Origin of the sequence: Methylobacterium sp. BE186, assembly GCF_031457035.1 — a bacterium.
Classification (GTDB): domain Bacteria; phylum Pseudomonadota; class Alphaproteobacteria; order Rhizobiales; family Beijerinckiaceae; genus Methylobacterium; species Methylobacterium segetis.
In genome coordinates this window covers 1-24,884 of the sequence record NZ_JAVDVV010000041.1, presented here as the reverse complement: position 1 = coordinate 24,884, position 24,884 = coordinate 1, and the positions used below count along the sequence as shown (strand labels likewise).

Below are 24,884 nucleotides of genomic sequence, written 5' to 3'. Positions count from 1 at the left end.
AAGAACGAGCCCGTCAGGTAGAGCACGTTCACCAGACCGCTCATCACCCCAACGCCGATGAACGCCGTCCGGCATCGGCTCAACGCCGATACGATTTCCGAGTCACGCCCCCTCAGCAAGGTCCCGCTCCCTTCCGCCGCATCCGGCCGGTTCTAGCGCGGCCGGTGCGGCCGGTCATGCCGGAAAGCGAAAACAGAGTTGCGGGACAATCGTGGCGGATTTGAGCGACGCGCCTCTGCCCCGGGCTCCGTCTTCGGCCCGAGCAGCCGCGGGCATCGACTGGCCATCGCGGACGCCAATATTGCAGGAGGGCTCCGTTTCACGGACGTCGCCCTGCCCGAAGGCGGTCCGGGCCCCGGGATCCCGACATGCGCGGAGGCGGGCGGCTCGCGCCGCCCGCCTCCCGAGGTCTCCGCTTACGGCTTCAGAGCGGGCGTCTCCGGGGCCGGTGCCGGCGGAGCAGCCGGAACCGGTGCTGCCGGCGCGGGTACCGCCGTGCCGCCGGAGGGCGCGGGCGGGGTGCCGGCCGCGATCTCCGTGGATTTCGTCAGGGAGGGATAGGCCTCGACCACGTGGGCGCCGTTGAGCGGCTTGTTCACGCCGTTGTGGCAGGTGGTGCAGTTGATCTTCGGCACGTCGCCGAGCGCGCCGAGGCGGTTCCTCGGGAAGGTCGATTGCAGCGGCTCCAGGTAGTCGCCGTTGAGGTCGCGCACCATCCGGATCCCGTGCCAGGCCGAGACGCGCTGCGGCGTGCTCTCGCCCCAGTTCGAGATGGCGCGGGTGTTGTGGCAGTAGGTGCAATTGACCCCGAGGCCCTGCGACATGTGCATCATCAGGCCGTAGGTCTTCTCGGCATCCTGGATCGGCTTGCCCCTGCCCTCCGGCAGCGCCGTCGTCGCGTTCACCCGGATGACGTTGTTGTCGATGTCCTTCTTGCCCAGGAACTCGGTCAGGGTGTCGTAGGGCAGCGAGGACAGGCCGACCGATTCCTTGGCGAGGTTCTGGCCGTTGTTGCGGGGGATGAAGCCGGAGCGCGCCTGCGGTCCCGGATCGGTGAACCAGATGTTGGCCGGCACCGGCTGGCCGCGGTGGCAGGTGTAGCAGGTCACCCCCGCCTCGTGGACGTGCTTCTCCTTCCAGGTCGCGTTGATGTGCTGCGTCATCTGCAGCATCCGGCGCGCGACCCGCTTCTGGTAGAGGCTGTCGTCGGCCATGTTCTCGGTGTTGTGGCAGTAGGTGCAGCCCTGCTCGGGCGAGACCCACTCCGTCATCGAGACCATGAGGCGGTTGAACTCGTTCGTGGTCAGGTTCTGCAGGACCTTGACGTTCTCGTAGGTCTTGCCCGCGAGATCGTCGCCGGGCTCGGCGGGCGCGGCCGCCTCCGGCGCCTTGTTCTCGGCCTTGACCTCGAGCGCGTCGGCCTTCGTCTCGACCTGGGCCATCGCGGTGCCGCGATAGCCGTTCTGGCTCGTGACGAGCGGGGGGCGGTCCCAGCCCGCCGTCCCGAACATCGCGATGGTGAGGAACAGGGCGACGACCGCGCCCGCGACGGTGAGAAGGGTCTTCATTGGCCACCTCCGGCCGCGCTCAGAGGATCGACGATCGGGCCGTAGACGTGGGGATAGGCCGGCGCGACGCCGTGCTTGACCGCCCACAGGTACCAATTGTCGACGACGGTGCCGGTCAGCAGGATGCCGATGCCCCCGGTCAGCGTCGTCAGCACCGCGAACCACCAGGCCCAGCGGTGGACCGATTCCATCGTGGCGTTGAAGCCCATGGTCCAGCGCCAGAACAGGGCCGCGCGCTCGGTGGCGGTGCCGCGCATGACGATCTGGTCGATCTCGCGCTCGGACCCGTAGCGGCTCGTCGCCAGGATGGTCGCCCCGTGCATGGCGAACAGGAGCGTCGACCCGTACAGGAAGACGATCGAGAGCATGTGGAACGGGTTGTAGAAGAGGTTGCCGTAGCGCAGCGAGAAGGCGGCGGTCCAATCGAGGTGCGGGAAGATGCCGAAGGGCACCGCCTCGCTCCACGAGCCCATCATCACCGGCCGGATGAAGCCGAGGACGAGGTAGAGCCAGATCGCGCTTGCGAAGGCCCAGGGCACGTGGGTGCCGAGGCCCAGCGCCCGGGCCCGCCGGTAGAGCCGCACCCACCAGAGCAGGATCGAGGCGGTGAGGAAGAAGCCCGCGATCAGCCACCAGCCGCCCTCGTTGAGCGGCGGCAGGACCTTGAGCCCGTATTGCGGGCGCGGCGGCTCCAGCGCCAGCCAGGGCAATTGCCGCACGAACTGGACCGGGTCCCAGTTCACCGAGGCCCACATGTTGAGGCCGATGATCTCGAAGGCGATGAGCCCGCAGGCGAGCGACAGGCCGCCGAGATACCCCCCGTAGATCGGGCCGACCTGGGCGTTGCCGATCAGGCCGAACAGGTAGCTGTGGAAGGGCCGGCCCCAGCGCCGGTCGACCGCGACGGGCACGCCCATCTCCGGATCGATCGCGCGGACCTGAACCTCCGTGAAGATGTTCTGATAATATGCCATGGCGTTGCCCTCCCCTTCAGCGCCAGACCGGGAGATTGAGCCACCAGCCCCACCATTCCGGCCAGCCCTTGGTCCAGAACGGTCCGCTGATGATGATGCAGACGGCGCTCCAGAAGCCCGCCGAGAGGGCCAGGAACAGGCCGAGGCGGTGGATGCCGAGGGTGCCGATCGAGTAGCCGATCGTGTCGCGGAAGAAGGTGTCCTCGTGCTCGGGCGTCTTCACCACCTCGCCCTTCGGCGGGTTGGTGGAGGAGAGGATCAGCGAGCCGTGCAGCGACAGGGCGAAGGTCGTCGTGAAGAAGAACGACACGCCGAGCATGTGCGCCGGATTGTAGTGGAAGTGCAGGTACTGGTAGCCCGTGTTCGACACCCAATCGAGGTGCGAGAGGATGCCGTAGGGGAAGCCGTGGCCCCAGGCGCCCATCAGGAACGGGCGGATCACGACGAGCGAGACGTAGGCGAAGATCGCCACCGAGAAGGCGAAGGGCACGTGGTAGCCGATGCCGAGCTTGCGGCAGATCTCGACCTCGCGCAGCGCCCAGGAGCAGAAGGCGCCGATGGCGCAGAAGGTGATGAGCTGCCAGAGGCCGCCCTCCTTCAGGGGCGCCAGCGCCAGGCCGTATTTCAGGTCGGGCGGCGCGATGTTGATCTGCCAGATGTTCCAGGTCGGTCCGATCGCCGCCCCGTAGAGGATCAGCGCCGTGCCGAGCACGGAGAAGAAGATCGTCGTCACGCCGAAGAAGCCGACGTAGAACGGGCCCACCCAGAAATCGAACAGGTCCCCGCCGACGAGCGTGCCGCCGCGGACCCGGTACTTCTTCTCGAAACTCAGCATCGCCATCGCGAAACCTCCCGGGGCTCAGGCGTCACGGCGCGCGTCCGCCGTCACGGCAGGGTCGTCGCTGCGGGCGGGGCGCGCCGGTCTCCCGGTGCGGCCCCGTCCGCGGCTCGGATCGTTGCGCGGTCCGGGTCCCGGCGGGGCCGGTCCCGGACGCGCGGGATCACGCCGGGGTCGGCGGAACGATCTGCAGGGTGGCCGCGGCCGCCGCCTTCTTCGGGCCTTCGAGCCAGTTGAACCGGTCGGTGCTGAGCAGGATGAAGTGGATCAGCAGCGCCAGGACGAACAGGAAGGTGAAGAGCGCGACGAGGGTGCGGCGCGGATCGAAGAGGAGCCAAACCTTGTGCATGGTGCGGTCCTCCTCAGGAGAGCATCGAGACGAGGCCGTGGGCGGCGCTCGTCACGCTGTCGAGGGCGGCGTAGCCCTTCGGGCCGGGCAGCCAGGGACGCCACATCCAGACGAGGATGTGCGCGACCACGGCGATCGCCGTGAAGATGATGAAGCTCGTCAAGAAGATCGCGTGGAACTCCTTGGCTTCCGGCTCCGTCAGCCCGGACAGGCTGCTCGGTCTTTCCAATCCATTGGCCATCGTCGAAGACCTCCGCTTGGGCTGGCCGCGCCGTCGGGGGCGCGGCGGGTGTCGCCGTGGCGCGTCGTCCGCCACGGCCGGACTTCCACCCGTTCACCGGGACGGAAGCATCTCGGGCGCCTCGGCCCGCCCCTCAGCCCATGAAGGCGAAGGGGATCGCCGAGACCGCCATGGCCCGCGCCTCGCCGAAGACGGAACGGCGGGCGCCGAGGGCCGGGCGGGCGGGGCCGCGCCCCGGCAGCAGGCGCTGCGAGATCGCGGCGGCGAGGAAGAGGGGGTAGGTCGCGGCCAGGATGACCCGGAACTGGAGGGCCTCCCGGTGCAGGCGCGACGTCGCGTTGGGTCCACGCATGGCCTTGCTCTCCTCAGGCCGTCCCCTCTCGGGACGGGCCGGCTGATCTTCGGGCTGGGACTGTGCCGGGCGTGTCGCCCGGGCGGCTGGAAACGTGGCGGCGCTCATGCGGCGGCCCCGAGCTTGAGGCCCGTCCGGGCCCGGTCGACGTGGTCGGCCCCGACGCTCGCGGCGCCCTCGCCCCGGGCACGGGCCTCGGCCGCGTCCCGCAGGCGCTTGGCCGCCGAGATCCGCACGAGGACGGGCTCGCGCTCGACGAGGGCGTCGAGGGCGGCGCGGGCCGCCTCCTCCCAGGGCAGTTCCCGGTGGAGGCGGGCGGGGGTCGCCTCGACCGCGTCCATGTCGCGGGCGAGCGGCAGGATGTGGAAGAGCGTGTCGAAGAGGGCGTTGCAGACCTCTTGGACGAGGTAGGTCGCCCCCGAATAGCCCATGAAGGGCGTGCCCGTGTGCCGCCGGACGACGGCGCCCGGGAACGAGGCCGGCACGTAGGCCGAGCGGGCGCCGGTCTCGGCGAGGTACATCCGCTCGTTGTAGGAGCCGAACAGGACCAGGGGCGGGCTCTTGGCCACAGCCTCGCGCACGCCCGCATTGTCCGGCTTGGCGCCGGGCTTGCGGGCGACCGCGAAGCTGCAGGGCAGGCCCATCTCCTCCTCGAGGAAGTGGCGCACGCCGCGGGCGTAGGTCTCGGTCGCGACGATGCCGAAGCTCGCCGTGCCGAAGAAATCCTGCGTCACCGAGCGCCACAGGTCCCAGACCGGCTTGATCGTGGTGTGGCGCTCGCGCTCGATGAAGGGCTCCGGGTCGAGGCCCAGGATCTCGCCCAGCGAGCGCAGGAACTTCGTGGTCGAGAGCACCCCGATCGGCGCCTGCAGGTAGGGCCGCTCGAGGTCCTCGCAGAGGAGGCGCCCGAACTCCCGGTAGAGGCAGATATTGGCGTCGGCGTTGACGAGCTTGGGCACGTCCGCGAGATGCGAGCCGAGGGGGAAGACGAGGTTGACCTCGGCGCCGATCCCCTCGACGAGGCGCCGGATCTCGGCGAGGTCGGAGGGCATGTTGAAGGTGCCGTAGGCCGGGCCGACGATGTTGACGCGGGGCCGCTCGCCCGCCTTCCGCTCGGGCCGGGCCGGGATGCCCTTCTTGGAAAAGCGCTTGGCGCCGTGCTCCTGCCAGAGCCAGCGCATCGCCCGGTCGGCGGCCTGCCACTGGTCCTCGTCGATGGTGCGGGGCAGGAAGCGCTGGAGGTTCGTGCCCTCCGGCGTCACGCCGCCGCCGATCATCTCGGCGATCGAGCCCGTGACGACGACGCTGGGCTGGCTCGGGTCGAGCGTCGCGTGCGCCCGCTTCATCGCCCCTTCCGTGCCGTGGCGGCCGAGCTCCTCCTCGGCGAGCCCCGTCACCACGATGGGCAATTCGTGCGGCGGCAGGGCGTCCGTGTAGTGCAGGACCGAGGTGACGGGCAGGTTCTCGCAGCCCACCGGCCCGTCGATGACGACCTGCAGCCCCTTGATCGCGGTGAAGACGTAGGCCGCGCCCCAGTAGCCGCCGGCTCTGTCGTGATCGAGGACGAGCATCAGGCCATCTCCCCGATCGGATCGTGGGCGTGCGCCCTGGGCTTGGCGGCCGGCGCGCTCTTGCGGGCCTTCGGCACCTCTTCCCAGATGCCGGCGGCGTGGCCCTGGCCGACGCCCTCGAAGAAGTCGCGCATCCGGTCGAACCGGGCCCGGTTGCCGAGCGCCGCGTTGACGATGGTCGCGAGCGAGCCCGCGCCCGCCACCCCCATCAGGGGCCGCGCCGAGATCAGGTTGGTGAAGTAGAGGGCGGGAACGCCCTGCTCCTTGGCCTTCTGCACCACCGGCGTCGTGCCGATGGCGAGGTCCGGCTTGAACTCGGCGAAGGCGGCGAGGTCGTCCTCGAGCGAGGCCCGGTAGCGCACCGTGACGCCCCGGGATTCGAGCCAGTCGAGATCCTCCTCCGAGTGGAGGGTGCGCGGGCAGGCGGTGCCGACGTAGCGCAGGTCCGCCCCGCTCTCGACGAGGAGGCGGCCGACGAGGAGTTCCGAGCCCTCGTAGCCCGAGAGCGTGATGCGGCCCCGGATCGGGGCGGCCTGGAGCGCCCCGCGGATCGGCGGCAGCAGCCGGTTCTGCGCGGCCTCGACGACCTGGCGCGGCACGCCGCAGGCCTCCCCGATCCGGGAGATCCAGTTCGCGGTGCCGTCGTGGCCGACCGGCGCGGAGCCGACCACGGGGCGGCCCGCCGCCTCGAACTCGCGCAGGCTCGCCGTGTAGAATGGGTGGATCGCCGCCACAGCCGCCCCGTCGAGGGCCGCGTAGAGCTCGCGCCATTCCCGCGTCGGCACGACGGGACCGGCGGCGAGCCCGATCGCCCCGAGCATGGCGCCGATCACCACGGGGTCGGCCGGGAACATCTCGCCGAGCAGCGTCACGGTCGGGCGCTCGGAGCGGCCGGACCGCGGTGCCTGGACCGGCCCCTGCTCGGCCTCCGTGCGGGCGACCCGCAGCATGGCGCCGGCCAGCACGTCCTTGGCCTCGGCATGGGTCGGCACGCCGAAGCCCGGCACGTCGATGCCGATGACGCGCACCCCGTCGATCTCCTTCGGCAGGAGGCGGAGCGGCACGCCGGAGGCGGTCGGCACGCAGAGGTTGATGACGACGACGGCGTCGTAATCCTCGGGCTTCGCCGTGGCGTGCACCGCCTCCCGGATGTCCTCGAACAGCTTGCCGGTGACGAGGGTCTCGGAGTTGAACGGCACGTAGCCGACGCTGCGGCGCGCTCCGTAGAAATGCGAGGTGAAGGTGAGGCCGTACACGCAGCAGGCCGAGCCCGACAGGATCGTCGCCGTGCGCCGCATCCGGAGGCCGACGCGCAGGGAGCCGAAGGCCGGGCACATGCTCTGCGGCTGGTCGTGGGGGCCGGCCGGGTAGTCGCGGGCCAGCGCCTCCAGCGTCTCGCTCATGCCCGCGGCCGCGGCGGCCGCGCGCAGCGTGTCCTTGCCGCCGTGGCAGCCGAGCCCTTCGCCCCGGGTCCCTTCGCCCGGGGTCCCTTCGCCCTTGGCGGCGGCGAGGTCGACGACCTCGGCGGGCGCCGCCTGCGCCCCCTGGAGGGCGGAGGCCGGCCGCTCGCGGCGGGCGCGGAGATCGGCGATGTCGAGGGTGACGGCCATGCGCGTGTCCCCTCAGACCGTGTCGTAGACGACTTCGAGGGACGGCTTCATGATCGGGCTCGTGCCGCACATGTCCTCGAACGTGGCGGGTTCCAGAACCACGTCGCGGCCGACCGTCTCGCTCGCGAAGAGGCCGAGCAGCCCGTCCTGGCTGAGGGGCCTGGGCTGGTGGGGCGCCGCCTCGGCGACGTTCTGAGCGAGGTCGGCGAAGAGCGAGCCCCAGCGCCCGTCCGGCTTGCCGATGATCTCGTAGTTCGCGCTCTTGCGGCGGATGTCCTCGTCGGCGGGGATCGAGGCGAGGACCGGGATGCCGACGCTCTCGGCGAAGGCCTGCGCCTCGCCCGTGCCGTCGTCCTTGTTGATGACGAGGCCGCCGACGCCGACATTGCCGCCGAGCTTGCGGAAATACTCCACCGCCGAGCAGACGTTGTTGGCGACGTAGAGCGATTGCAGGTCGTTCGAGCCGACGACGATGACCTTCTGGCACATGTCGCGGGCGATCGGCAGGCCGAAGCCGCCGCAGACCACGTCGCCGAGGAAGTCGAGCAGGACGTAGTCGAAGCCCCATTCGTGGAAGCCGAGCTTCTCGAGCAATTCGAAGCCGTGGATGATGCCGCGCCCGCCGCAGCCGCGCCCCACTTCCGGCCCGCCGAGCTCCATCGCGTAGACGCCGTCGCGCTTGAAGCAGACGTCGCCGATGGCGACCGCCTCGCCCGCGAGCTTCTTCTTCGTCGAGGTCTCGATGATGGTCGGGCAGGCGCGCCCGCCGAAGAGCAGCGAGGTCGTGTCGCTCTTCGGGTCGCAGCCGATCAGCAGCACCTTCTTGCCCTGCTGGGCCATCATGTAGCTGAGATTGGCCAGCGTGAACGACTTGCCGATGCCGCCCTTGCCGTAGATCGCGATGATCTGCGTCTCCTTGCGCGCGGCGGTCGGAACCGGGTCCGGCTCCTGAGCCGCTTCCGCGCGGAGCGCCGCGCCGGTCAGGTGCATGTTCATGGACGGCCCCTCCAATCGAGGATCATCTTCAGGCAGGCGGCCTCGCCGAAGGCCGTGCGGTAGGCCTCGCCCGCCTCCGCCGCGGGGCGGCGATGGGTGATGAGGCCGTCGAGGGAGAGCGCGCCGCGCTCGATCAGGGCGGTGACCGCCGCGAGGTCGGCGGGCCGGAACTCGGCGGCGACCCGGATCCGCGCCTCGCGCAGGAAGGCCGGCGGGAAGGCGAAGGCGAGCGGCGCCTCGTAGAAGCCGGCGAGCACGATCTCGCCGCCGGGCGCGAGCCGCGCGATCAGCGCGTCGAGGATGCCGGAATCGCCGCTGACGTCGGTGATCGTGGCGTAGTCGCGCCGCTCGTCGGTCTCCGGCGCGAGGACGGGGTAGCCGAAATCGCCGCGTGCCCGGACCGGGTTGGTCTCCCACACGGTCGGCACCCCGCCGGCGAGCACGCTGAGCCGGGCCAGGAGCCGCCCGAGCACTCCGTGCCCGACGATGAGCGCGCGCTCGCCCGGGCTGATGCCGGCGAGCGCGTGGTAGGCGGTCGCCGCGAGCGCGATCAGCACGCCGCGCTCGCCCAGCCCCGGGTCGATCGCCACCAGCCGGTCGGCCGGGACGACGAGGTGCGAGGCCGCGCCCCCGAACAGGCCGCGCACCGCGCCGAAGCAGCGGGCGCCGGGAACGAACACGCTCTGCCCGACGCGCAGCCCGGAGCCGGGGGGCGCCTCCATCACGGTGCCGACGGATTCGTAACCGGGGACGAGGGGGTAGCCCATGCCGGGGAAGCTCGGCATGCGGCCGGACCAGAGCAGGCGCTCGGTGCCGGTGGAGATGCCGCTCCAGGTGACGGCGACCACGGCGTCGCCCTCGCCAGCCGGCGTCAGCGTCAGGCGGGTGAGCGCCAGCTGCTCCGGTCTTTCGAGAACGACGGCCGTCGCGTCCATGCCCGATGCCCTTCCGCCCCATCGACAGACCTTGTGGCCTGCCCTTTCCGTCATCCTAGAATGACAGCAACGTGCGTCAAGGCATATTTACACATTCTCGAACGGACGCGAGGCGACGACCATGCCGGTGAGCAGCGGGCGGCGGGTCGAGCGCGTCCGTATTCCGGTGAAACCCGCCTGCGCCAGCATGCGGCCGAGCTCCTCCGCGGAGCGGGCCCGCCCGCTTCCCATCGCCAGGAGGTAGAAGCCGAAATACGCGTCCGCGATCGGCTCGGCGCCGGGCGTCCCGGCCATCGGCTCGGCGATGACGAGGCGGCCGCCCGGCGGCAGGGCGGCGTAGGCGGCCCGCAGGAGGCGCAGGGCCGGCCCGTCGTCGTGGTCGTGGACGATGCGCACGAGCGTGACCACGTCGGCGCCCGGCGGCAGGGGCGAATCGAGGAAGCTGCCGCCGTGGCAGGCGATTCGGCCGCCGAGGCCCCGCGCGGCGAGGCTGGCGCGGGCCCGCTCGGCCACGGGGGGCAGGTCGAGGAGCATCAGGCGCAGGCCCGGGCAGCGCCGGGCGGCGGCAGCGGCGAAGGTGCCCTCGCCGCCGCCGACATCCATCAGGCAGGCATGATCGGCGAAGGGATAGGCGTCGAGCACGTCCTCGGCGATCAGGCTCTGGGAGGCCGACATCAGGCCGCTGTAGCCGGCCACTGCCTCGGCGGGGATCGCGCCGGAATCCGCCGCCTCGGCATAGGGCCAGTAGCCGGACAGCCGGGTCGGTCCCGCCTCCCCGCGCAGCAGCGCCACGGGGTCGCGCAAATCCTCGTAGAGCATCGCGTGGTGCTCGATCATCGCGGCGACGGACGGGTTGCCGATCAGCGCCGCGCCGAGATCGGCGAGGGCGTAGCGGCCGTCCGCGAGGCGGGCGAGGAGGTCGAGGGAGGCGGCGGCCCGGAGCAGGCGCTCGGCCCGATCGGGGGGAAGCCGCAGGCGCTGGGCCAGCGCCTCGACGCCCATCGCCCCGTCCGCGAGGATGCGGAACAGGTCGAGGCTGATGCAGGCGTAGAGCACCTGCGCGTAGACGAAGCCGGCGCAGAGGTCGAACAGGGCGCGGGTGTTGCGCTGCGCCACCCGCCGGGTGAGCGGGAAGCCCGCGGCCCAGCGCTGGAAGGCCGGGCTCGCCACCCGCGCGTTGCGGAAGGCCCGCCAGCGCTCGCGCCAGCCCGGAGCGCGGGCGGGCGCATCCCGCGCGGGCACGGTGCCGGCCCGCGGGCTCATCGGGCCTGCGCGCCCCTCACGCCAGCATCTCCTCCCGCTGCAGGCTCGCCGGCAGGAACAGGCGGGTCTGGGCCGCGATCTCGGCGCGGAGCGCGTCGGCGCCGGGGCAGGCCGGGATCACCTCGATCGCCTCGCGGGCGAGCCGCTTCAGGCGCTCCAGGGCGCCGCCCATGCCGAGCAGCAGCGCCGCGTTCGGCCGGCCGAGGGTGGCGTCGCGGCCCGCCGGCTTGCCGATCTCCTCCTGGCGGCAGGCGACGTCGCGCAGGTCGTCGGCGACCTGATAGGCCTCGCCGAGGCACTCGCCGAGGAGCCGCCACGGCAGCGAGGGCGCACCCGCGGCGGCCGCGCCCGTCACGGTGGCGGCGGCGAAGAGCGCGCCCGTCTTGGCCTGCTGGTAATTCGAGAGCGCGACCTCCGGCTCCGATTCCCAGGCCTGGCCCGCCACGATGCCGGCGGGCGAGCCGACCGCGCGGGCGACGAGCCCGACGAGGGAGGCGAGGCGCTCCGGCTGCCGCGCGGCGCCCCGCGCCAGGGTCTCGAAGGCGAGCACGATCAGCGCGTCGCCGGTCAGCACGGCCAGCGGCTCGCCGTAGGCGACGTGGACCGAGGGCTTCTGCCGGCGCATCGGCGCGTCGTCGAAGCAGGGCAGGTCGTCGTGGACCAGGGAGGCGCAGTGGAGGAGCTCGATCGCGGCTGCCGCCGCGTCGGAGGAGGCGGGATCGTCGTCCCCGCAGGCCGCCGCCACCGCGAGGCAGAGGCGGGGCCGGATGCGGTGCCCGCCCGGGAAGACCGCGTAGCGGATCGCCTCCGCGAGCCGGGGCGGCGCGCCGGGCGCCTCCGCGTGGGCCACCGCCATGTCGAGAACGCGCTCGATCCGCCTGCCGGCATCCATCCGCACCTCCCGTATCTGTCGTTCTGGATTGTCGGTGCAATCTGTCCAATATAGTTGACACGGGTGCGGGCCGATAGCAACGCCGCATCGCAGGGGATCGAGGGGGGCGGAGCGTGCGGGCGGAGCGGGTCGTCGTCGTCGGGGCCGGGATCGGGGGGCTGGTGGCAGCGCTCCGCCTCGCCCATGCGGGCCTCGACGTGACGGTTCTGGAGCGGGCCGACGCGCCCGGCGGCAAGATGCGCGCCGTGGCGGTGGGCGCGCGGGCGGTCGAGGCCGGCCCCTCCGTCTTCACCATGCGCTGGTTCCTGGAGGAGATCTTTTCCGAGGCCGGGGAGCGGCTCGACGAGCACGTGCGGCTCTCCCCCGCCCGCCTCCTTGCCCGGCATGCCTGGAGCGGGACCGAGCGGCTCGACCTCTTCGCCGACATCGACGAATCGGCCGCGGCCATCGCGGCTTTCGCGGGCGCGCGGGAGGCCGAGGGCTACCGGCGCTTCTGCGCCCGGGCCGCGGAGGTCTACCGGACGCTGGAGGGGCCGTTCATCCGCGGCGAGCGCCCGAGCCCGGTCGACCTCGCCCTCCGGGTCGGCCCCTGGGGCATGGCGGATCTCTGGCGCATCCAGCCCTTCGCGACGCTCTGGGGGGCGCTCGGCGATTACTTCCGCGATTCCCGCCTGCGCCAGCTCTTCGGCCGCTACGCCACCTATTGCGGCTCCTCGCCCTTCGAGGCGCCCGCCACCCTGATGCTCGTCGCCCACGTGGAGCAGGCGGGCGTCTGGTACGTGGAGGGCGGCCTGAGCAGGCTTGCGCGGGCCGTGGCGGATCTCGCGGAGGCGCGCGGCGCCCGCATCCGCTATCGGACCGGCGCGGCCGCGATCCTCGCCGAGGGCGGCCGGGTCTCGGGCGTCGTGACGGATACGGGCGAGCGGATCGCGGCGGAGCGGGTCGTGGCCAATGCCGACGTCTCGGCGCTCGCCGCCGGGCTGTTCGGGCGCGAGGCGGCCCGCGCCGCCGAGGGCGTGCCGGCGGAGGAGCGCTCGCTCTCGGCGGTGACGGTCTGCCTCGCGGCCCGGCCCGAGGGGTTCCCCCTCGCCCACCACAACGTGTTCTTCTCGGGCGATTACCGGGCGGAGTTCGAGGCGATCCGCCGGGGGCGGCTCCCCGCCGACCCGACGGTCTACGTCTGCGCACAGGACCGGGCGGACGCGGACGCGCCGACCGGTGCCCCGGAGCGGCTGCTGCTGCTCGTCAACGCCCCGGCCCGGGGCGAGACCCCCCTCAAAGCGGAGGAGATCGGCTCATGCGAGACCTCGATGCGGGCGCGCCTCTCGGCCTGCGGGCTGGCGCTGAACCCGGAGCCCGGCCCGGTGACGACGGCGCCCTCGGATTTCGCCGCCCTGTTCCCGGGGACGGGGGGCGCGCTCTACGGGCGGGCCTCGAAGGGCTGGGCGGCGACCTTCCGGCGGCCGGGGGCGCGGACCAGCCTGCCCGGCCTCTACCTCGCGGGGGGCAGCGTCCATCCGGGGCCGGGGGTGCCGATGGCGGCGCAATCGGGGCGGATCGCGGCCGACAGCCTGCTGCGGGATCTCGGCCGCGTTTCGACACGCCCGTCGGCCCCGGCGGCTACGCGTGGTGGTACGTCGACGCGCTGAGCGAGGACGGACGCCAGGGCCTCACGCTCATCGCCTTCATCGGCTCCGTGTTCTCGCCCTACTACGCCTGGGACCCGGCCCGCGACCCGTTCGACCATTGCGCGCTGAACGTCGTCCTCTACGGGCGCCCGGGGCGCTTCTGCATGACCGAGCGCGGGCACGCCTCCCTCTCGCGGGACGCCGACCACATCCGCATCGGCCCGAGCGCGATGGAATGGGACGGCACCTGCCTGACGATCCGCATCGACGAGGTGGGGGCGCCGATCCCCCGGCGGGTGCGCGGCACGGTGCGGCTCCATCCGCCGGGCTTCACGGCCGGCCCCTTCACCCTGGACGCCGCCGGCGAGCACCGCTGGTGGCCGATGGCACCCTCCTGCCCCGTCGAGGTCTCCCTCGACGCGCCGGGCCTCGCCTGGCGCGGCACCGCCTATTTCGACACCAACCACGGCGACACGGCCCTGGAGGAGGCGTTCGCGAGCTGGACCTGGTGCCGGGCCGACATGCCGGACGGGGCCGCCATCCTCTACGACGTGCGCCGCCGCGACGGCTCGGGCCAGAACCTGTCGCTGCGCTTCGACCGGACGGGCGCGCGCCGCGACATCCGCCCGCCCCTGGCCGCGCCCCTGCCCCCCACCGGCCTCTGGCGGATCCCGCGCGAGACCCGCAGCGACGACGGGCATGCGCGGGTGCTGACGACCTTCGAGGACACGCCGTTCTACGCGCGCTCGCTGCTGGCCTCGACGCTCGGCGGCGAGCCGGTCCAGGCGGTGCACGAGAGCCTGTGCCTGGCCCGCTTCCGGAATCCGATCGTTCGGCTCATGCTGCCCTTCCGGATGCCGCGCAGGGCGTCGAGCCCTTGATCGGGCGGGGCTCGTCGCCCCGGACCCGGGATGGGCGCCCTACGACAGGCGGTCCGCGATGTGATCGCTCACGCGCAGCGCATTGGCGATGATCGTGAGCGTCGGGTTCACGGCGCCGATGGAGGGGAAGAAGCTCGCATCCGTCACGTACAGGTTGTCGAGTTCGTGCGCCTTGCAGGTGAGGTCGAGCACCGACGCCTTCGGGTCCGTGCCGAAGCGGAGCGTGCCCGCTTGATGGGCGGTGCCGGAGAGCGGGATGTTCTTGCCGAGATAGAGCGAGCGCTCGAACAGGTAGGTGTAGGCGCCGCCGGGCCGCAGCAGGTCGGAGAGCTTGGTCCTCAGCCGGTCGTGCGCCTCCCGGTTCGTCTCGCGGATGTCGAGGATGGTGCGGCCGGCGGCATCGATCGTGACGCGGTTGTCGGGGTGGGGCAGGTCCTCGCTCTGCAACCAGAAATCCATCGAATGGCGCGCCACCATGTCGAAGGGGGCATCCGGCAGGAAGCCCGTCCATCTCGGGAATTCCTCGCCGCGGATCTGGTCCGGATGCGTCTTCGCGCACATCTGGATCAGGCCCATCGGGTAGTCCCAATCGTCCGACTCGAAGTAGAAGTCCGAGACCGCGAGCGTCTTCTGGAAGACGGTGTCGTTGACCTCCTTCGAGAGGGCCATCAGCACGGACATGTTGTGGCGCATGTAGTTGCGGCCGACCTGATCCGAGCCGTTGGCGAGCCCGTTCGGGTGGGCGGCATTGGCCGAGCGCAGGAGGAGCAGCGCCGAGGAGAGCGCCCCGCAGGCCACCACCACGATGTCGGCGGCGTAACGCTCCTCCCTCCCCTCGCGCGTGACGTGTATGGCGGTGACCGTCCGGCCGGCGGCGTCGGTCTCCAGCCTCGAGACGTAGGCGTTCGTCAGGAGGGTGGCGTTGGGGTGGGCCGCGAGCGTCGGGTCGACGGTCATCACCTGCGCGTCCGCCTTGCCGTTGAGGAGGCAGGGAAACCCGTCGAACGCGTCGCAGCGGATGCAGATGCTGGTCGGCGTCGGCTTGCCCTCCCGCTCGTCGAGGCGGATGCCGAGGGGCAGGTGGAACGGGCGCAGCCCCACCTTTCCCCAATCGTCCGACAACCTCTGGATGCGCGGCTCGTGGGCGACGCCCGGATGGTCGTAGGGCGCGCTCGCCCAGGGCTCGGTCGGGTCCTCGCCCCGGTTGCCGTGGACGCTGAACAATTGCTCGGCCTGCGTGTAGTAGGGCTCGAATTCCGCGTAGGAGACCGGCCAGGCCGGCGAGAGTCCGTCGACGTGGCGCACCGCGCCGAAATCCCGCTCGCGCAACCGCAGCAGCGCGGCGCCGTACACCTTGGAATTGCCGCCCACGTAATAGTGGAGCGCCGGGCTGAAGGAGCGCCCGTCGCCGCCGTACCACGTCTCCCGCGCCTGGTAGGCGCCGTCGACGAAGACCGTTCGCGCGTTCCAATTGTCCTGGCTGCGGGGCAGGTAATCGCCCCGCTCCAGGAGCAGGACGCGCTTGCCCGTCTTCGCCAGCCGGTGGAACACCGAGCCGCCGCCGGGGCCGCTGCCGATGATGATGACGTCGTAACGGTCCTGCGCCATCGCGGCTCTCCCCGGCTCGGCCTCCCGCGGGCCGCCAACGTGGCCGTGCCCGCGCCGTTCCGCGATGCAACACCAGCACGATTCGGTGACGCGCCGGCGCTTCGTCCCGCACCGCACGCAGGGCTGCCCTCGGCCGCAACCCGGGGCAAGCGTGGGCGTTCACCCGGCGGTTGACCGCCGCCGATCCGCCGCGCCCGTTCAGCGAAGGAGGGGATTTCCGATGACCTGGCTCGACCTCGCCGCCGGCCCCCTGCTCGCCAAGATCTGCCTCGTCGTGCTCTTCCCCTTCAGCGCGCTGGATAAGGTGATGCACTGGGACGAGGCCATGAAGCAGGCCTCGTCCGGCCCCCTGCCCGGCGCGGCCCTGATGCTGATCCTCGGCATCCTCGTCGAGACGGTCGCGCCGGTCTGCATCGTGACCGGGTATTACGACCGCATCGCCGCCTTCCTGCTCGCCGGCTTCTGCGCGGTCACGGCGGTGCTGTTCCACCGCTTCTGGGAATTCCCCGGCTTCTGGTCGAAGAAGGGCGAGGGGAACGCGCATTTCTGGGATTTCTGGAAGAATTTCGGGCTCGTCGGCGGCCTCCTCCTCGTCACCCTCGGCGGGAGCTACGCACCGGCCTCCGACATCCTGGCCCACCCGCTCTCGTCCGGCCCGCAGGCAGCCCCGGCCGACCTCGCGCGTTCCCTGCCCACACCCTGACCCGGAGGCCGCGATGGCGGGCGAGAAGCCGAAGGTGCCCTACTGGCATGTCTGGACGGATGCGGAGGGGGTCAGCCACCAGGACCGGTTCGAGCTCACCGAGTTCGACCTCAAGACCATGAAGCCGCCGGCCGCCCCGCAATGGCAGGGCACCAAGCGCACGAACCGCTCGACCGTGATGGTGACGGTGCAGCCGGTCGGCTGGGTGGGCCAGTGGCACGAGAACCCGAAGCCGCAATGGATCGTGCCCCTCTCGGGGCGCTGGTTCGTCGAGACCCTCGACGGCACCCGCGTCGAGATGGGGCCGGGCGAACTCTCCTTCGGTGAGGACCAGAACACCCGTCCCGACGCGGACGGGCGCACCGGCCACCTCTCCGGCACGATCGGCGACGAGCCCGCCGTGCTGATGGTGGTGCAGATCGAGGACGAGGCGCCGACGATCGGCCGGCCGGGCCGGTTCCGCTGACGGAGGGCCGCATGGACGGATTCGTGATCCACGATCCCCGCTTCCGGGCCTACGTTCTGCCGAACGCACCTCTGGAGACGCTCGGCGAGGGCTTCCGCTGGTGCGAGGGGCCGGTCTGGTTCGCGGACCGGGGCGAGTTGCTGTTCAGCGACCTGCCGAACGACCGGGTGATGCGCTGGAGCGCGAGCGGGGGCCTGAGCGTCTTTCGCCAGCCCGCGAATTTCGAGAACGGCCACGCCCGCGACCGGGAGGGGCGGCTCCTCTCCTGCTCCCACCGGGGCCGCTGCGTCACGCGGACCGAGCTCGACGGGCGCGTGACGGTGCTGGCGGACCGGTATCGCGGCAAGCGGCTGAATTCGCCCAACGACATCGTCTGCCGCTCGGACGGGACGATCTGGTTCACCGACCCGCCCTACGGCATCCAGACCGACTACGAGGGCGGCAAGCAGGATTCCGAGCTGCCGGCGACCGTCTACCGGCTCGATCCGCGGGACGGCGCGCTCAGCGCCGTCGCCGACGATTTCCAGGGGCCGAACGGCCTCTGCTTCTCGCCGGACGAGGGCCTGCTCTACATCGCGGAGAGCGGGCTGCAATTCGTCGAGGACCCGCTGCAGCAGATCCGCGTCTTCGAGGTGGCCGAGACCGGCCTTCGCGCAGGCCGCGTCTTCCACAGAGTGGAGCCCGGCTTCGCCGACGGCTTCCGCTGCGACGAGCACGGCAACATCTGGTCGAGCGCGGGGGACGGGGTGCATTGCATCGACCCGTCCGGCGCGCTGCTCGGGCGGATCCTCGTGCCGTCCACCGTGTCGAACCTCGCCTTCGGCGGGCGCGACCTCAGCCGCCTGTTCCTCTGCGCCTCCCACACGCTCTACGCGATCACCGTCAACGTGCGCGGGGCGCGCCTCCTGTGAGCGGCGTATCCGCCCTCGTCGCCGTCAGCCGGACCGTGGCGGATCTCGGCCGGACGGAAGCCTTCTACCGCGACGGGCTCGGCTTCGCCCGCGTCGCGCCGCCGGAGCCGGTGCCGGCGCCGATCCGCGAGGCGATGGGCCTCGGGTCCGCCCGGGCGACGCGCCTGCGGATGCGGCTCGGCGCGCAGGCGATGGACTTCCTCGCCGTCGACCCGCCCGGCGCGCCCTACCCGCTCGCGCGCGCCGCCACCGACCCCGTCTTCCAGCACGTCGCGATCCCCGTCCGCGACATGGAGGCGGCCATGCGCCAACTCGGCGCCCGGAGCCCGGAGCCGATCAGCCGCGGCGGCCCGCAGCGCCTGCCCGCCTCCTCGGGCGGCGTGACGGCCTACAAGTTCCGCGATGGCGACGGCCACCCGGTGGAGCTGATCCTCTTCCCCGACGGCCCGGCCGCCGAGCGCTGGCGGGACGCGCCGGGCCTGTTCCTCGGCATCGACCACTCGGCCCTCACGGTGAGCGATTGCGAGGCGGCGCTCCGCTTCTTCACCGGCCCCCTCGGGCTCGCGATCGCCTCGCGGGGCCTGAATGCCGGGCCCGAGCAGGAGCGCCTCGACGGCGTGCCGGACCCGGAGGTCGACGTGATCGGCCTGACGCCTCCCGCCGCGACGCCGCATGTGGAGCTGCTTCACTACCGGCGGCCCCCGCCCCAGGCTCTCGCGGGCCGGTTCGGGCCGCGCGACCGGGCGAGCACGCGGCTCGTCTTCGCCGCGCCCGATCCGGGGGACCTCGCCGCCGCCCTGCGCGGCGCCGGCCACACGCTCGCCCTGTCCCGGGACGGCAGCGCCGCCTACGGCGTGGGGCCGGACGGCCACGGGATCCTGTTCCTGCGCGAAAGCCCGTGACGACACGCCGGGGCGGCGCAACCGGAGCGTGAAACCTCTTGCGTTGCCGTCGCCCTCTGCCAGACATTGCTGCACCGCACGGCAACGCTTCGGCCACCCGCCCGGGGCGCGCCGCCGCAAGGGGAACCGTCATGATGCAGAGGACTTTCGTTCGCGCGCTCGCCATCGGCCTTGCGCTCGGCCTGCCGGGCGCGGCGCACGCGCAGCAGGATGGCGCGACCACGGCCGAGCAGACCGTCGACGCCATGAACGCGCTGTTCGGGAAACACGCCGGCATCCGCGCCAACCACGCCAAGGGCGTCGTGGCGGAGGGCAGCTTCACCCCCTCGCCCGAGGCCGGCAAGCTCAGCAAGGCCTCCCTGTTCGCGGGGGCGGCCGTGCCGGTCACGATCCGCTTCTCGGACGCGACCGGCGTGCCGACGATTCCCGACGGGTCGGTGAAGGCGAACCCGCACGGCATGGCCCTCAAGTTCAAGCTCGCCGACGGCAGCGAGATGGATGTCGTGGTGAACGCCCTGAAGTTCTTCCCCGTCGCCACCGGCGAGGAGTTCCGCGACCTCCTCGTCGCCGCCTCGAAGAGCGGGCCCGACGCGCCGCACCCGACGCCCCTGGAGCAATTCGGGCAGAGCCACCCCGCCGCGGCCGCGGCCGGCGGCACCGCGAAGACCCCGACGAGCTTCGCCCGCCAGACCTACAACGGCGTCAACGCCTTCGTCTTCGTCGACACGGACGGCAAGCGCCAGCCCTTCCGCTACCGCTTCGTGCCCGCGCAGGGCGAGGAGGTGCTGAGCGAGGCGGAGGCGAAGACGAAGGCCCCGAACTACCTCGTCGACGAGATCGGCCCCCGCCTCGCGCGGGAGCCGGCGACCTTCCGGGTCCTCGCGCAGCTCGCCGAGCCGGGCGACCCGACGAACGACGCCACCAAGCCCTGGCCGGACGCGCGCCGCACCGTCGATCTCGGCACGCTGACGGTCACGAAGACGGTGCCCGACAGCGCGAGCGCGGAGAAGGCGCTGCTCTTCATGCCGAACGCGCTGACCGACGGGATCGAGGTCTCGGACGATCCGCTGATCGACGCGCGCGTGCAGGCCTACGCGGTCTCGTTCGGGCGCCGGACGCAGTAGCCGCGGCCCGCGATCCCGGAGGCGCCTCCGGGATCGCGGGGCTCAGCCCGCGTAGCTGATCCGGTAGATGATCCCGTGCTGGTCGTCGCCGAGATAGAGGCTGCCGTCCTTGGCCACCGCGAGGCCGAAGGGGCGGGCGAAGCGCGACCAGCCGCTGGGGCCGCCCTCGCTGAGGAAGCCGCTCACGAAGGGCTCGACCGATTTCGGCTCGCCGTTCTCGAAGCGGACCCGCAGCACCTCGTAGCCGCTCGGGGGCTTGCGGTTCCACGAGCCGTGCATCGTGACGAAGGCGTCGCCGCGATAGGCCTGCGGGAACTGGGTGCCGCCGTAGAAGACCATCTGCATCGAGGAGGCGTGGGCCGTCCAGGTCAGGACCGGGCGCTCGCTCGCCCTGTCCCAATCCTCGAGGCTGCCCTTCGGCGGCTCGCGGTAGAGGTTCTTCATGCCGGCCCCGAAGATGAAGGGCCAGCCATACTTCTTGCCCGCCTCGATCCGGTTGAGTTCCTCCGGCTGCTCCTCGTCCCCGAGCCAGTCGACGCCGTCGTCCCAGCCGTAGAGGGCCTTGGTCTGCGGCTGCCAATCGAAGCCGATCGTGTTGCGCAGGCCCGAGGCGACGATCTCGCGGGCGCTGCCGTCCGGCTTCATCCGCACCATCGTGGCGTTCTCGGGGTTGCGCTCCTCGCACTCGTTGCAGGTCGAGCCGAGGCTCGCGTAGAGCATCCCGTCCGGCCCGAAGGCGATCGTGCGGTTCGGGTGCTGGCCCGCATCCGGCAGGTCGGCCACGATCTCGGTCTCGGGCCCGAGGGCGCCGTCCTTGTTGAGCGGCGCGGCGTAGATCGCCTTGACCGTCACGTAGAACAGCCGGCCCTCGTGCAGGGCGAGGCCGTGCACGTCCTTCTTGCGCAGGACGACCTGCGGTTCGGCGGGCTTGGCCGGGTCGATCCGCGTGACGGTGCCGGCGTCCCGGTCGCTGACGTAGAGCGCGCCGTCCGGCGCCACCACGATGACGCGGGGCTTGCCGAGCCCCTCGGCGAATTTCTCGATGCGGAAGCCCGCGGGCAGCTTCAGGCCGGCGATGCGCGCCTGCGTCGCCTCCAGCGGCGCGGCCTTCACCACATGGGCCTCGACCGTCGCCGTGCCGGGATTGTTGAGGGCCTGGGCGAGCGCCGGGGCTGACACGGCGCAGAGGGTCAGGGCCAGAAGGGTGCGGCCGAGCGGCATGGACGGTCCTGGGTGCGGGTCGGGGGCGGGAGAGGGGGATGAACCCCGCCTGCCCCGCCCGGTTCCGGACCCGCGCCGGGACGGATGGGCGCAGGCTCCTCCCCGGCCCCGAGGCTTGACGCCCCGGGGAGCGCGCGTCCAATGCGCCCCGCCCGAAACCGGAGGCCTGTGGGATGCCGCCGCTCCTCGCCCTGCCCTTCCCGGCGATCGACCCGGTGGCCGTCGCCATCGGCCCGATCACCATCAAGTGGTACGCGCTCGCCTACATCGCCGGCCTCGTCGGCGGCTGGTACTACGCGCGCCGCCTCGTGATGGCCGACCGGCTCTGGGGCGTGGTCCGCCGCCCGACCCTCAACGACATCGACGACCTGATCGTCTGGGTGGCGCTCGGCGTCGTGCTCGGCGGCCGCCTCGGCTACGTGCTGTTCTACAACCTGCCGCTCTACCTCTCCGACCCGATCGAGATCTTCGCGATCCGCAACGGCGGCATGTCGTTCCACGGCGGCTTCCTCGGCGCCATCCTGGCGATGCTGCTCTTCGCCCGGTCGCGCCGGCTCAACGGCTACACGCTCCTCGATCTCGGGGCGGTCACGGTGCCGATCGGCCTGTTCTTCGGCCGCATCGCCAATTTCGTGAACGGCGAGCTCTGGGGCCGGATCGCGCCGGATTTCCCCTACGCCGTGGTCTTCCCCACGGGCGGCCCCCTGCCCCGCCACCCGAGCCAGCTCTACGAGGCGGCGACGGAGGGGTTCCTGCTCTTCGTGGTGATGGCGCTCAGCGTGCGCCGCTTCGGCTTCCGCAAGCCGGGCCTGCTCGGCGGCATCTTCGTCCTCGGCTACGCGCTGGCCCGGACGATCTGCGAGTTCTTCCGCGAGCCGGACCGGCAGCTCGGCTACCTGTTCGGCGCCGATCTCGGGCCGCTCGGCGGCGGCGTCACCATGGGGATGCTGCTCTGCCTGCCGATGGCGCTGGTCGGCCTCGCCTACATCGTGCTCGCGGCCCGCGGCCATACCCGCCCGCGCCACCCGGTCGAGGAGGCCGGCGACGTCCCGGTGAAGGCGTGAGCCCCCTCGGCGAGGAGATCGCCCTGCTGATCCGCCAGACGGGGCCGATCGGCATCGACCGCTACATGAGCCTCTGCCTCGGCCACCCGGTCCACGGCTATTACCGGACCCGCGATCCCCTCGGCGCGCGGGGCGATTTCACCACCGCCCCCGAGATCAGCCAGATGTTCGGGGAGCTGATCGGCCTCTGGGTCGCCGCGATCCGGGGGATGCTGGATCCCGCCGCGCAGCCACGCCTCGTGGAACTCGGGCCCGGGCGCGGCACGCTGATGGCGGACGCCCTGCGGGCGCTCGGCTCGGTCCTGCCGGACGCGGCCATCGACCTCCACCTCGTCGAGACGAGCCCCCCGCTGCGCGCGGCCCAGGCGGCCGCCCTCTCCCGCCACCGGCCGACCTGGCACGAGGGCCTCGCCGGCCTGCCGGAGGGGCCGGTGATCGCGATCGCCAACGAGTTCTTCGATTGCCTGCCCGTGCGCCAGTTCGCGCGCACGGAGCGCGGCTGGTGCGAGCGCCTCGTCGGCCTCTCGGCCGCGGGCGGCCTCGCCTTCGGCCTCGCGCCCGATCCCGAGCCCGGCATCCGGGCCGAGGCCCCGCCCGGCGCCCTCCTGACGCTGCCCTCGGCCGGCCTCGGCGTGATGCGCGACCTCGCCGCCCGCCTGACGCGCGCGGGCGGCGTGCTGCTCCTCATCGATTACGGCCACGTCGCGCCGGGTTTCGGGGACACGCTCCAGGCCCTGTCGCGCCATCGCTTCGCCGACCCGCTGGCGGAGCCGGGCGAGGCCGACCTCACGGCGCATGTCGATTTCGCGGCCCTCGCGCAGGCGGCGCGCGGCGAGGGCGCGCGCGTCCACGGCCCGGTCGAGCAGCGCGACTTCCTGCTGGATCTCGGCCTCCTCGCGCGGGCCGAGCGGCTGAAGCGGGCGGCGAGCCCGGCCCAGGGCGCGGCGATCGAGGCGGCGGTGGCGCGCCTGACGGATCCGGCCGGGGGCGGGATGGGGCGCCTGTTCAAGGTGATGGCGGTGAGCGGCCCGGGCCTCGCCGGAGTGCCGGGTCTGCCGCCGCCCTGAACCCTCGCCCGCGCGACAAGGCCGCCCGCGAGACAAGGCCGCCCGAGCTCCGGCGCCGCCGAACGGCGCCGGCCCCGGCCCTGACCCGCCGACGGGCGGCCTCAGCTCTCGAAGGAGGCGAAGCCCTCCGGCGCGGCGGTGCGGATGCGCCCGGCCTGCGGCTCGGCCGGACGCGGGCCGCCGAGGCCCGGCGCGGCGGAGGGCTCGCCATCCGCGTCCGCGCCGAGCGGCGCGCGCAGCGGCGGGAGCCCCGTCTCGGGAATGGAGGGCCAGATGGGACGGTCGGGCTGGATCTGCTGGGCCATCAATCCTTCCTCACGCTGTCGCGGAGCCGGCGCGAGCCGGCAACCGCCCTGAAAGCGCGAGGCAAAGTCGGATCGCGCCTGCGGGTTCCACGCGCGGTCCCGAGCCTGCGATCGGCGGAAGCGTCGCGCGCGCCATCGTCTCGCCCCCGCGGGTGCGCTATCGAACCCGCTCCAGCGAACCGGCCGCCCGGCCCGAACCGGAGTTCCGCGATGTTCCTCGAAGCGCCCGAGCTGAGGCCGTTCCCCGCCATCCGCCACGCCTTCTTCACCCGGGAAGGGGGCGTCTCGGAGGGCATCTTCGCCTCCCTCAACGGCGGCCTCGGCTCGGGCGACGACCCGGAGCGCGTGGGTGAGAACCGCGCACGGATGTGCGCGCATCTCGGCGTGCCGGAGGGGCGCCTCGTCAGCCTCTATCAGGTCCATTCGGCCGAGGTCGTGACGGTCGAGGCGCCCTACGCGCTCGCCGAACGTCCGAAAGCGGACGCCATGGTCACCCGCGTCCCCGGCCTCGCCCTCGGCATCGCAACCGCCGATTGCGGCCCGATCCTGTTCGCCGATCCGGACAACCGGGTCGTGGGCGCGGCCCATGCGGGCTGGAAGGGCGCGCTCGGCGGCGTCGTCGCGGCCACCGTCTCCGCCATGGAGGCGCTCGGGGCCAAGCGCGGCCGCATCGTCGCGGTTCTCGGACCCACGATCGCGCAGGGATCCTACGAGGTCGGGCCCGACTTCATCGAGCGCTTCGGCCGCGAGGCGCCGGCCGGGGCACGCTTCCTCGCCCCCGGCACCCGCCGGGGCCACGCCCAGTTCGACCTGCCGGGCTTCATCCTGGAGCGGCTCGGCGAGGCCGGCATCGCCCGGGCCGCGTCCCTCGGGCTCTGCACCTACACGGACCCGGACCGGTTCTACAGCTTCCGCCGGACCACCCACCGGGGCGAGCCGGATTACGGCCGGCTGATTTCCGCGATCTGTCTCACTCCCTGATCCGCCACATTTCCCGGTTCCCGGGTGCGACAATCTGTCAGGTCATTGAGAACAGAAAAAGCGTGGCCGCAACTGAACCTTGGCCATTGAAGCGCGTTTTACGGTCAAGGTGTCAGGGGAAGAATGAGGCGATCATCGCCACAAAGGGGCCGCCTTCGCAGCGGTCGGCGTGGTCGCCCGGCAACAGCATCCCTGGGATCGCTCGCATAAGTACGGGGAACTCGTGCCGGACGGGCCCTAACGGCCGACGGCACTGGACGAGTAGAGGACCAGATCATGAAGTCTATGCTTCGGGGCGCCACCGCCCTCGCCGGAATCGCGCTTGCCGGCTCCGCCTTCGCTGCCGACCTTCCGCGTCGTGCGGCTCCGCCGCCGGTGTTCACGCCGGTTCCGGTGTTCACCTGGACGGGCTTCTACGCGGGCTTCAACGCCGG

General features: G+C 72.3%; 25 protein-coding genes. 10 read left to right on the top strand and 15 right to left on the bottom strand.

All coding sequences use genetic code 11. From position 1 onward, the window contains the following. Positions 1–416: 416 nt before the first annotated feature. From pufC to J2X36_RS25410, 12 genes are all read right to left on the bottom strand, one after another. The gene (pufC, locus tag J2X36_RS25465) at positions 417–1,568 is read right to left on the bottom strand and encodes a photosynthetic reaction center cytochrome PufC (RefSeq protein WP_310354849.1); all 1,152 of its coding nucleotides are present in this window, start codon (positions 1,566–1,568) and stop codon (positions 417–419) included. Next, the gene (gene pufM, locus J2X36_RS25460; RefSeq protein ID WP_132255346.1) at positions 1,565–2,542 is read right to left on the bottom strand and encodes a photosynthetic reaction center subunit M; all 978 of its coding nucleotides are present in this window, start codon (positions 2,540–2,542) and stop codon (positions 1,565–1,567) included. Before pufM ends, pufC begins: the two co-directional genes overlap by 4 nt. A 16-nt stretch (positions 2,543–2,558) precedes the next feature. Then, a complete protein-coding gene (pufL, locus tag J2X36_RS25455; protein ID WP_132255347.1) occupies positions 2,559–3,383 on the bottom strand; it encodes a photosynthetic reaction center subunit L in 825 nt (274 codons plus the stop codon). 160 nt (positions 3,384–3,543) lie between these two features. Next, positions 3,544–3,729, bottom strand: a complete 186-nt coding sequence (gene pufA / locus J2X36_RS25450) for a light-harvesting antenna LH1, alpha subunit (RefSeq protein ID WP_109895715.1) — start codon at positions 3,727–3,729, stop codon at positions 3,544–3,546. 13 nt (positions 3,730–3,742) lie between these two features. Beyond that, on the bottom strand, positions 3,743–3,970 hold the full coding sequence (gene pufB, locus J2X36_RS25445; RefSeq protein WP_109895717.1) for a light-harvesting antenna LH1, beta subunit: 228 nt from the start codon (positions 3,968–3,970) through the stop codon (positions 3,743–3,745). A 133-nt stretch (positions 3,971–4,103) separates the two neighbouring features. After that, positions 4,104–4,322, bottom strand: a complete 219-nt coding sequence (locus J2X36_RS25440; RefSeq protein WP_132255348.1) for a hypothetical protein — start codon at positions 4,320–4,322, stop codon at positions 4,104–4,106. A gap of 104 nt (positions 4,323–4,426) precedes the next feature. After that, entirely contained in the window at positions 4,427–5,893 is a 1,467-nt protein-coding gene (bchZ, locus tag J2X36_RS25435; protein WP_310354843.1) for a chlorophyllide a reductase subunit Z, read from the bottom strand. Then, on the bottom strand, positions 5,893–7,503 hold the full coding sequence (bchY, locus tag J2X36_RS25430; protein WP_310354841.1) for a chlorophyllide a reductase subunit Y: 1,611 nt from the start codon (positions 7,501–7,503) through the stop codon (positions 5,893–5,895). The genes bchZ and bchY overlap by 1 nt, the downstream gene beginning before the upstream one ends. 12 nt (positions 7,504–7,515) lie before the next feature. Continuing rightward, positions 7,516–8,499 carry a chlorophyllide a reductase iron protein subunit X gene (locus J2X36_RS25425; RefSeq protein WP_310354840.1) on the bottom strand — a complete coding sequence of 328 codons (984 nt, stop codon included), beginning with the start codon at positions 8,497–8,499 and terminating at the stop codon, positions 7,516–7,518. Continuing rightward, positions 8,496–9,434 (bottom strand): chlorophyll synthesis pathway protein BchC, encoded by a 939-nt coding sequence (gene bchC, locus J2X36_RS25420; RefSeq protein WP_132255352.1) that lies wholly within the window; start codon positions 9,432–9,434, stop codon positions 8,496–8,498. The genes J2X36_RS25425 and bchC overlap by 4 nt, the downstream gene beginning before the upstream one ends. Before the next feature lie 87 nt (positions 9,435–9,521). After that, positions 9,522–10,697 (bottom strand): methyltransferase, encoded by a 1,176-nt coding sequence (locus J2X36_RS25415; protein WP_310354837.1) that lies wholly within the window; start codon positions 10,695–10,697, stop codon positions 9,522–9,524. Positions 10,698–10,713: 16 nt separating this feature from the next. Continuing rightward, a complete protein-coding gene (locus J2X36_RS25410; RefSeq protein WP_310354836.1) occupies positions 10,714–11,589 on the bottom strand; it encodes a polyprenyl synthetase family protein in 876 nt (291 codons plus the stop codon). A 113-nt stretch (positions 11,590–11,702) separates the two neighbouring features. Between J2X36_RS25410 and crtD the strand changes: the two genes are divergently transcribed. Both crtD and J2X36_RS25400 read left to right on the top strand, forming a co-directional pair. Beyond that, a complete protein-coding gene (crtD, locus tag J2X36_RS25405) occupies positions 11,703–13,238 on the top strand; it encodes a 1-hydroxycarotenoid 3,4-desaturase CrtD (RefSeq protein WP_310354835.1) in 1,536 nt (511 codons plus the stop codon). Beyond that, the gene (locus J2X36_RS25400; protein WP_310354851.1) at positions 13,235–14,098 is read left to right on the top strand and encodes a carotenoid 1,2-hydratase; all 864 of its coding nucleotides are present in this window, start codon (positions 13,235–13,237) and stop codon (positions 14,096–14,098) included. Before crtD ends, J2X36_RS25400 begins: the two co-directional genes overlap by 4 nt. A gap of 39 nt (positions 14,099–14,137) precedes the next feature. Here J2X36_RS25400 and J2X36_RS25395 read toward each other — a convergent pair whose 3' ends face one another. Continuing rightward, positions 14,138–15,706 carry a GMC oxidoreductase gene (locus J2X36_RS25395; RefSeq protein WP_132255356.1) on the bottom strand — a complete coding sequence of 523 codons (1,569 nt, stop codon included), beginning with the start codon at positions 15,704–15,706 and terminating at the stop codon, positions 14,138–14,140. Positions 15,707–15,926: 220 nt separating this feature from the next. On the opposite strand from J2X36_RS25395, the gene J2X36_RS25390 reads away from it, so the two are divergent. The 5 genes from J2X36_RS25390 (at position 15,927) to J2X36_RS25370 (ending at position 19,812) form a co-directional block, all read left to right on the top strand. Then, complete coding sequence (locus J2X36_RS25390) at positions 15,927–16,409, top strand: DoxX family protein (protein ID WP_310354834.1); 483 nt, start codon at positions 15,927–15,929, stop codon at positions 16,407–16,409. Between the two features lie 13 nt (positions 16,410–16,422). Next, positions 16,423–16,875 carry a cupin domain-containing protein gene (locus J2X36_RS25385; protein WP_310354832.1) on the top strand — a complete coding sequence of 151 codons (453 nt, stop codon included), beginning with the start codon at positions 16,423–16,425 and terminating at the stop codon, positions 16,873–16,875. 11 nt (positions 16,876–16,886) lie between these two features. Beyond that, positions 16,887–17,786, top strand: a complete 900-nt coding sequence (locus tag J2X36_RS25380) for an SMP-30/gluconolactonase/LRE family protein (protein WP_310354830.1) — start codon at positions 16,887–16,889, stop codon at positions 17,784–17,786. Then, positions 17,783–18,688, top strand: a complete 906-nt coding sequence (locus tag J2X36_RS25375) for a VOC family protein (protein ID WP_310354828.1) — start codon at positions 17,783–17,785, stop codon at positions 18,686–18,688. The genes J2X36_RS25380 and J2X36_RS25375 overlap by 4 nt, the downstream gene beginning before the upstream one ends. Before the next feature lie 134 nt (positions 18,689–18,822). Beyond that, the gene (locus J2X36_RS25370) at positions 18,823–19,812 is read left to right on the top strand and encodes a catalase family peroxidase (RefSeq protein WP_405029858.1); all 990 of its coding nucleotides are present in this window, start codon (positions 18,823–18,825) and stop codon (positions 19,810–19,812) included. 42 nt (positions 19,813–19,854) lie between these two features. Here the strand turns inward: J2X36_RS25370 and J2X36_RS25365 are convergent, their stop codons facing one another. Beyond that, a complete protein-coding gene (locus J2X36_RS25365; protein WP_310354825.1) occupies positions 19,855–21,033 on the bottom strand; it encodes a PQQ-dependent sugar dehydrogenase in 1,179 nt (392 codons plus the stop codon). 173 nt (positions 21,034–21,206) lie between these two features. On the opposite strand from J2X36_RS25365, the gene lgt reads away from it, so the two are divergent. Together lgt and J2X36_RS25355 are read left to right on the top strand one after the other, a co-directional pair. Further along, positions 21,207–22,097: a prolipoprotein diacylglyceryl transferase gene (gene lgt / locus J2X36_RS25360; RefSeq protein ID WP_132255363.1), complete on the top strand. Its 891-nt coding sequence runs from the start codon at positions 21,207–21,209 to the stop codon at positions 22,095–22,097. Continuing rightward, on the top strand, positions 22,094–23,164 hold the full coding sequence (locus J2X36_RS25355) for an SAM-dependent methyltransferase (RefSeq protein ID WP_310354822.1): 1,071 nt from the start codon (positions 22,094–22,096) through the stop codon (positions 23,162–23,164). The genes lgt and J2X36_RS25355 overlap by 4 nt, the downstream gene beginning before the upstream one ends. Positions 23,165–23,265: 101 nt before the next feature. Here J2X36_RS25355 and J2X36_RS25350 read toward each other — a convergent pair whose 3' ends face one another. Next, the gene (locus J2X36_RS25350) at positions 23,266–23,469 is read right to left on the bottom strand and encodes a hypothetical protein (RefSeq protein WP_310354821.1); all 204 of its coding nucleotides are present in this window, start codon (positions 23,467–23,469) and stop codon (positions 23,266–23,268) included. 210 nt (positions 23,470–23,679) lie between these two features. Here J2X36_RS25350 and pgeF point away from each other — a divergent pair, with 210 nt between their 5' ends. Then, the gene (gene pgeF, locus J2X36_RS25345; RefSeq protein ID WP_310354819.1) at positions 23,680–24,450 is read left to right on the top strand and encodes a peptidoglycan editing factor PgeF; all 771 of its coding nucleotides are present in this window, start codon (positions 23,680–23,682) and stop codon (positions 24,448–24,450) included. The last annotated feature ends 434 nt before the right edge of the window (positions 24,451–24,884 follow it).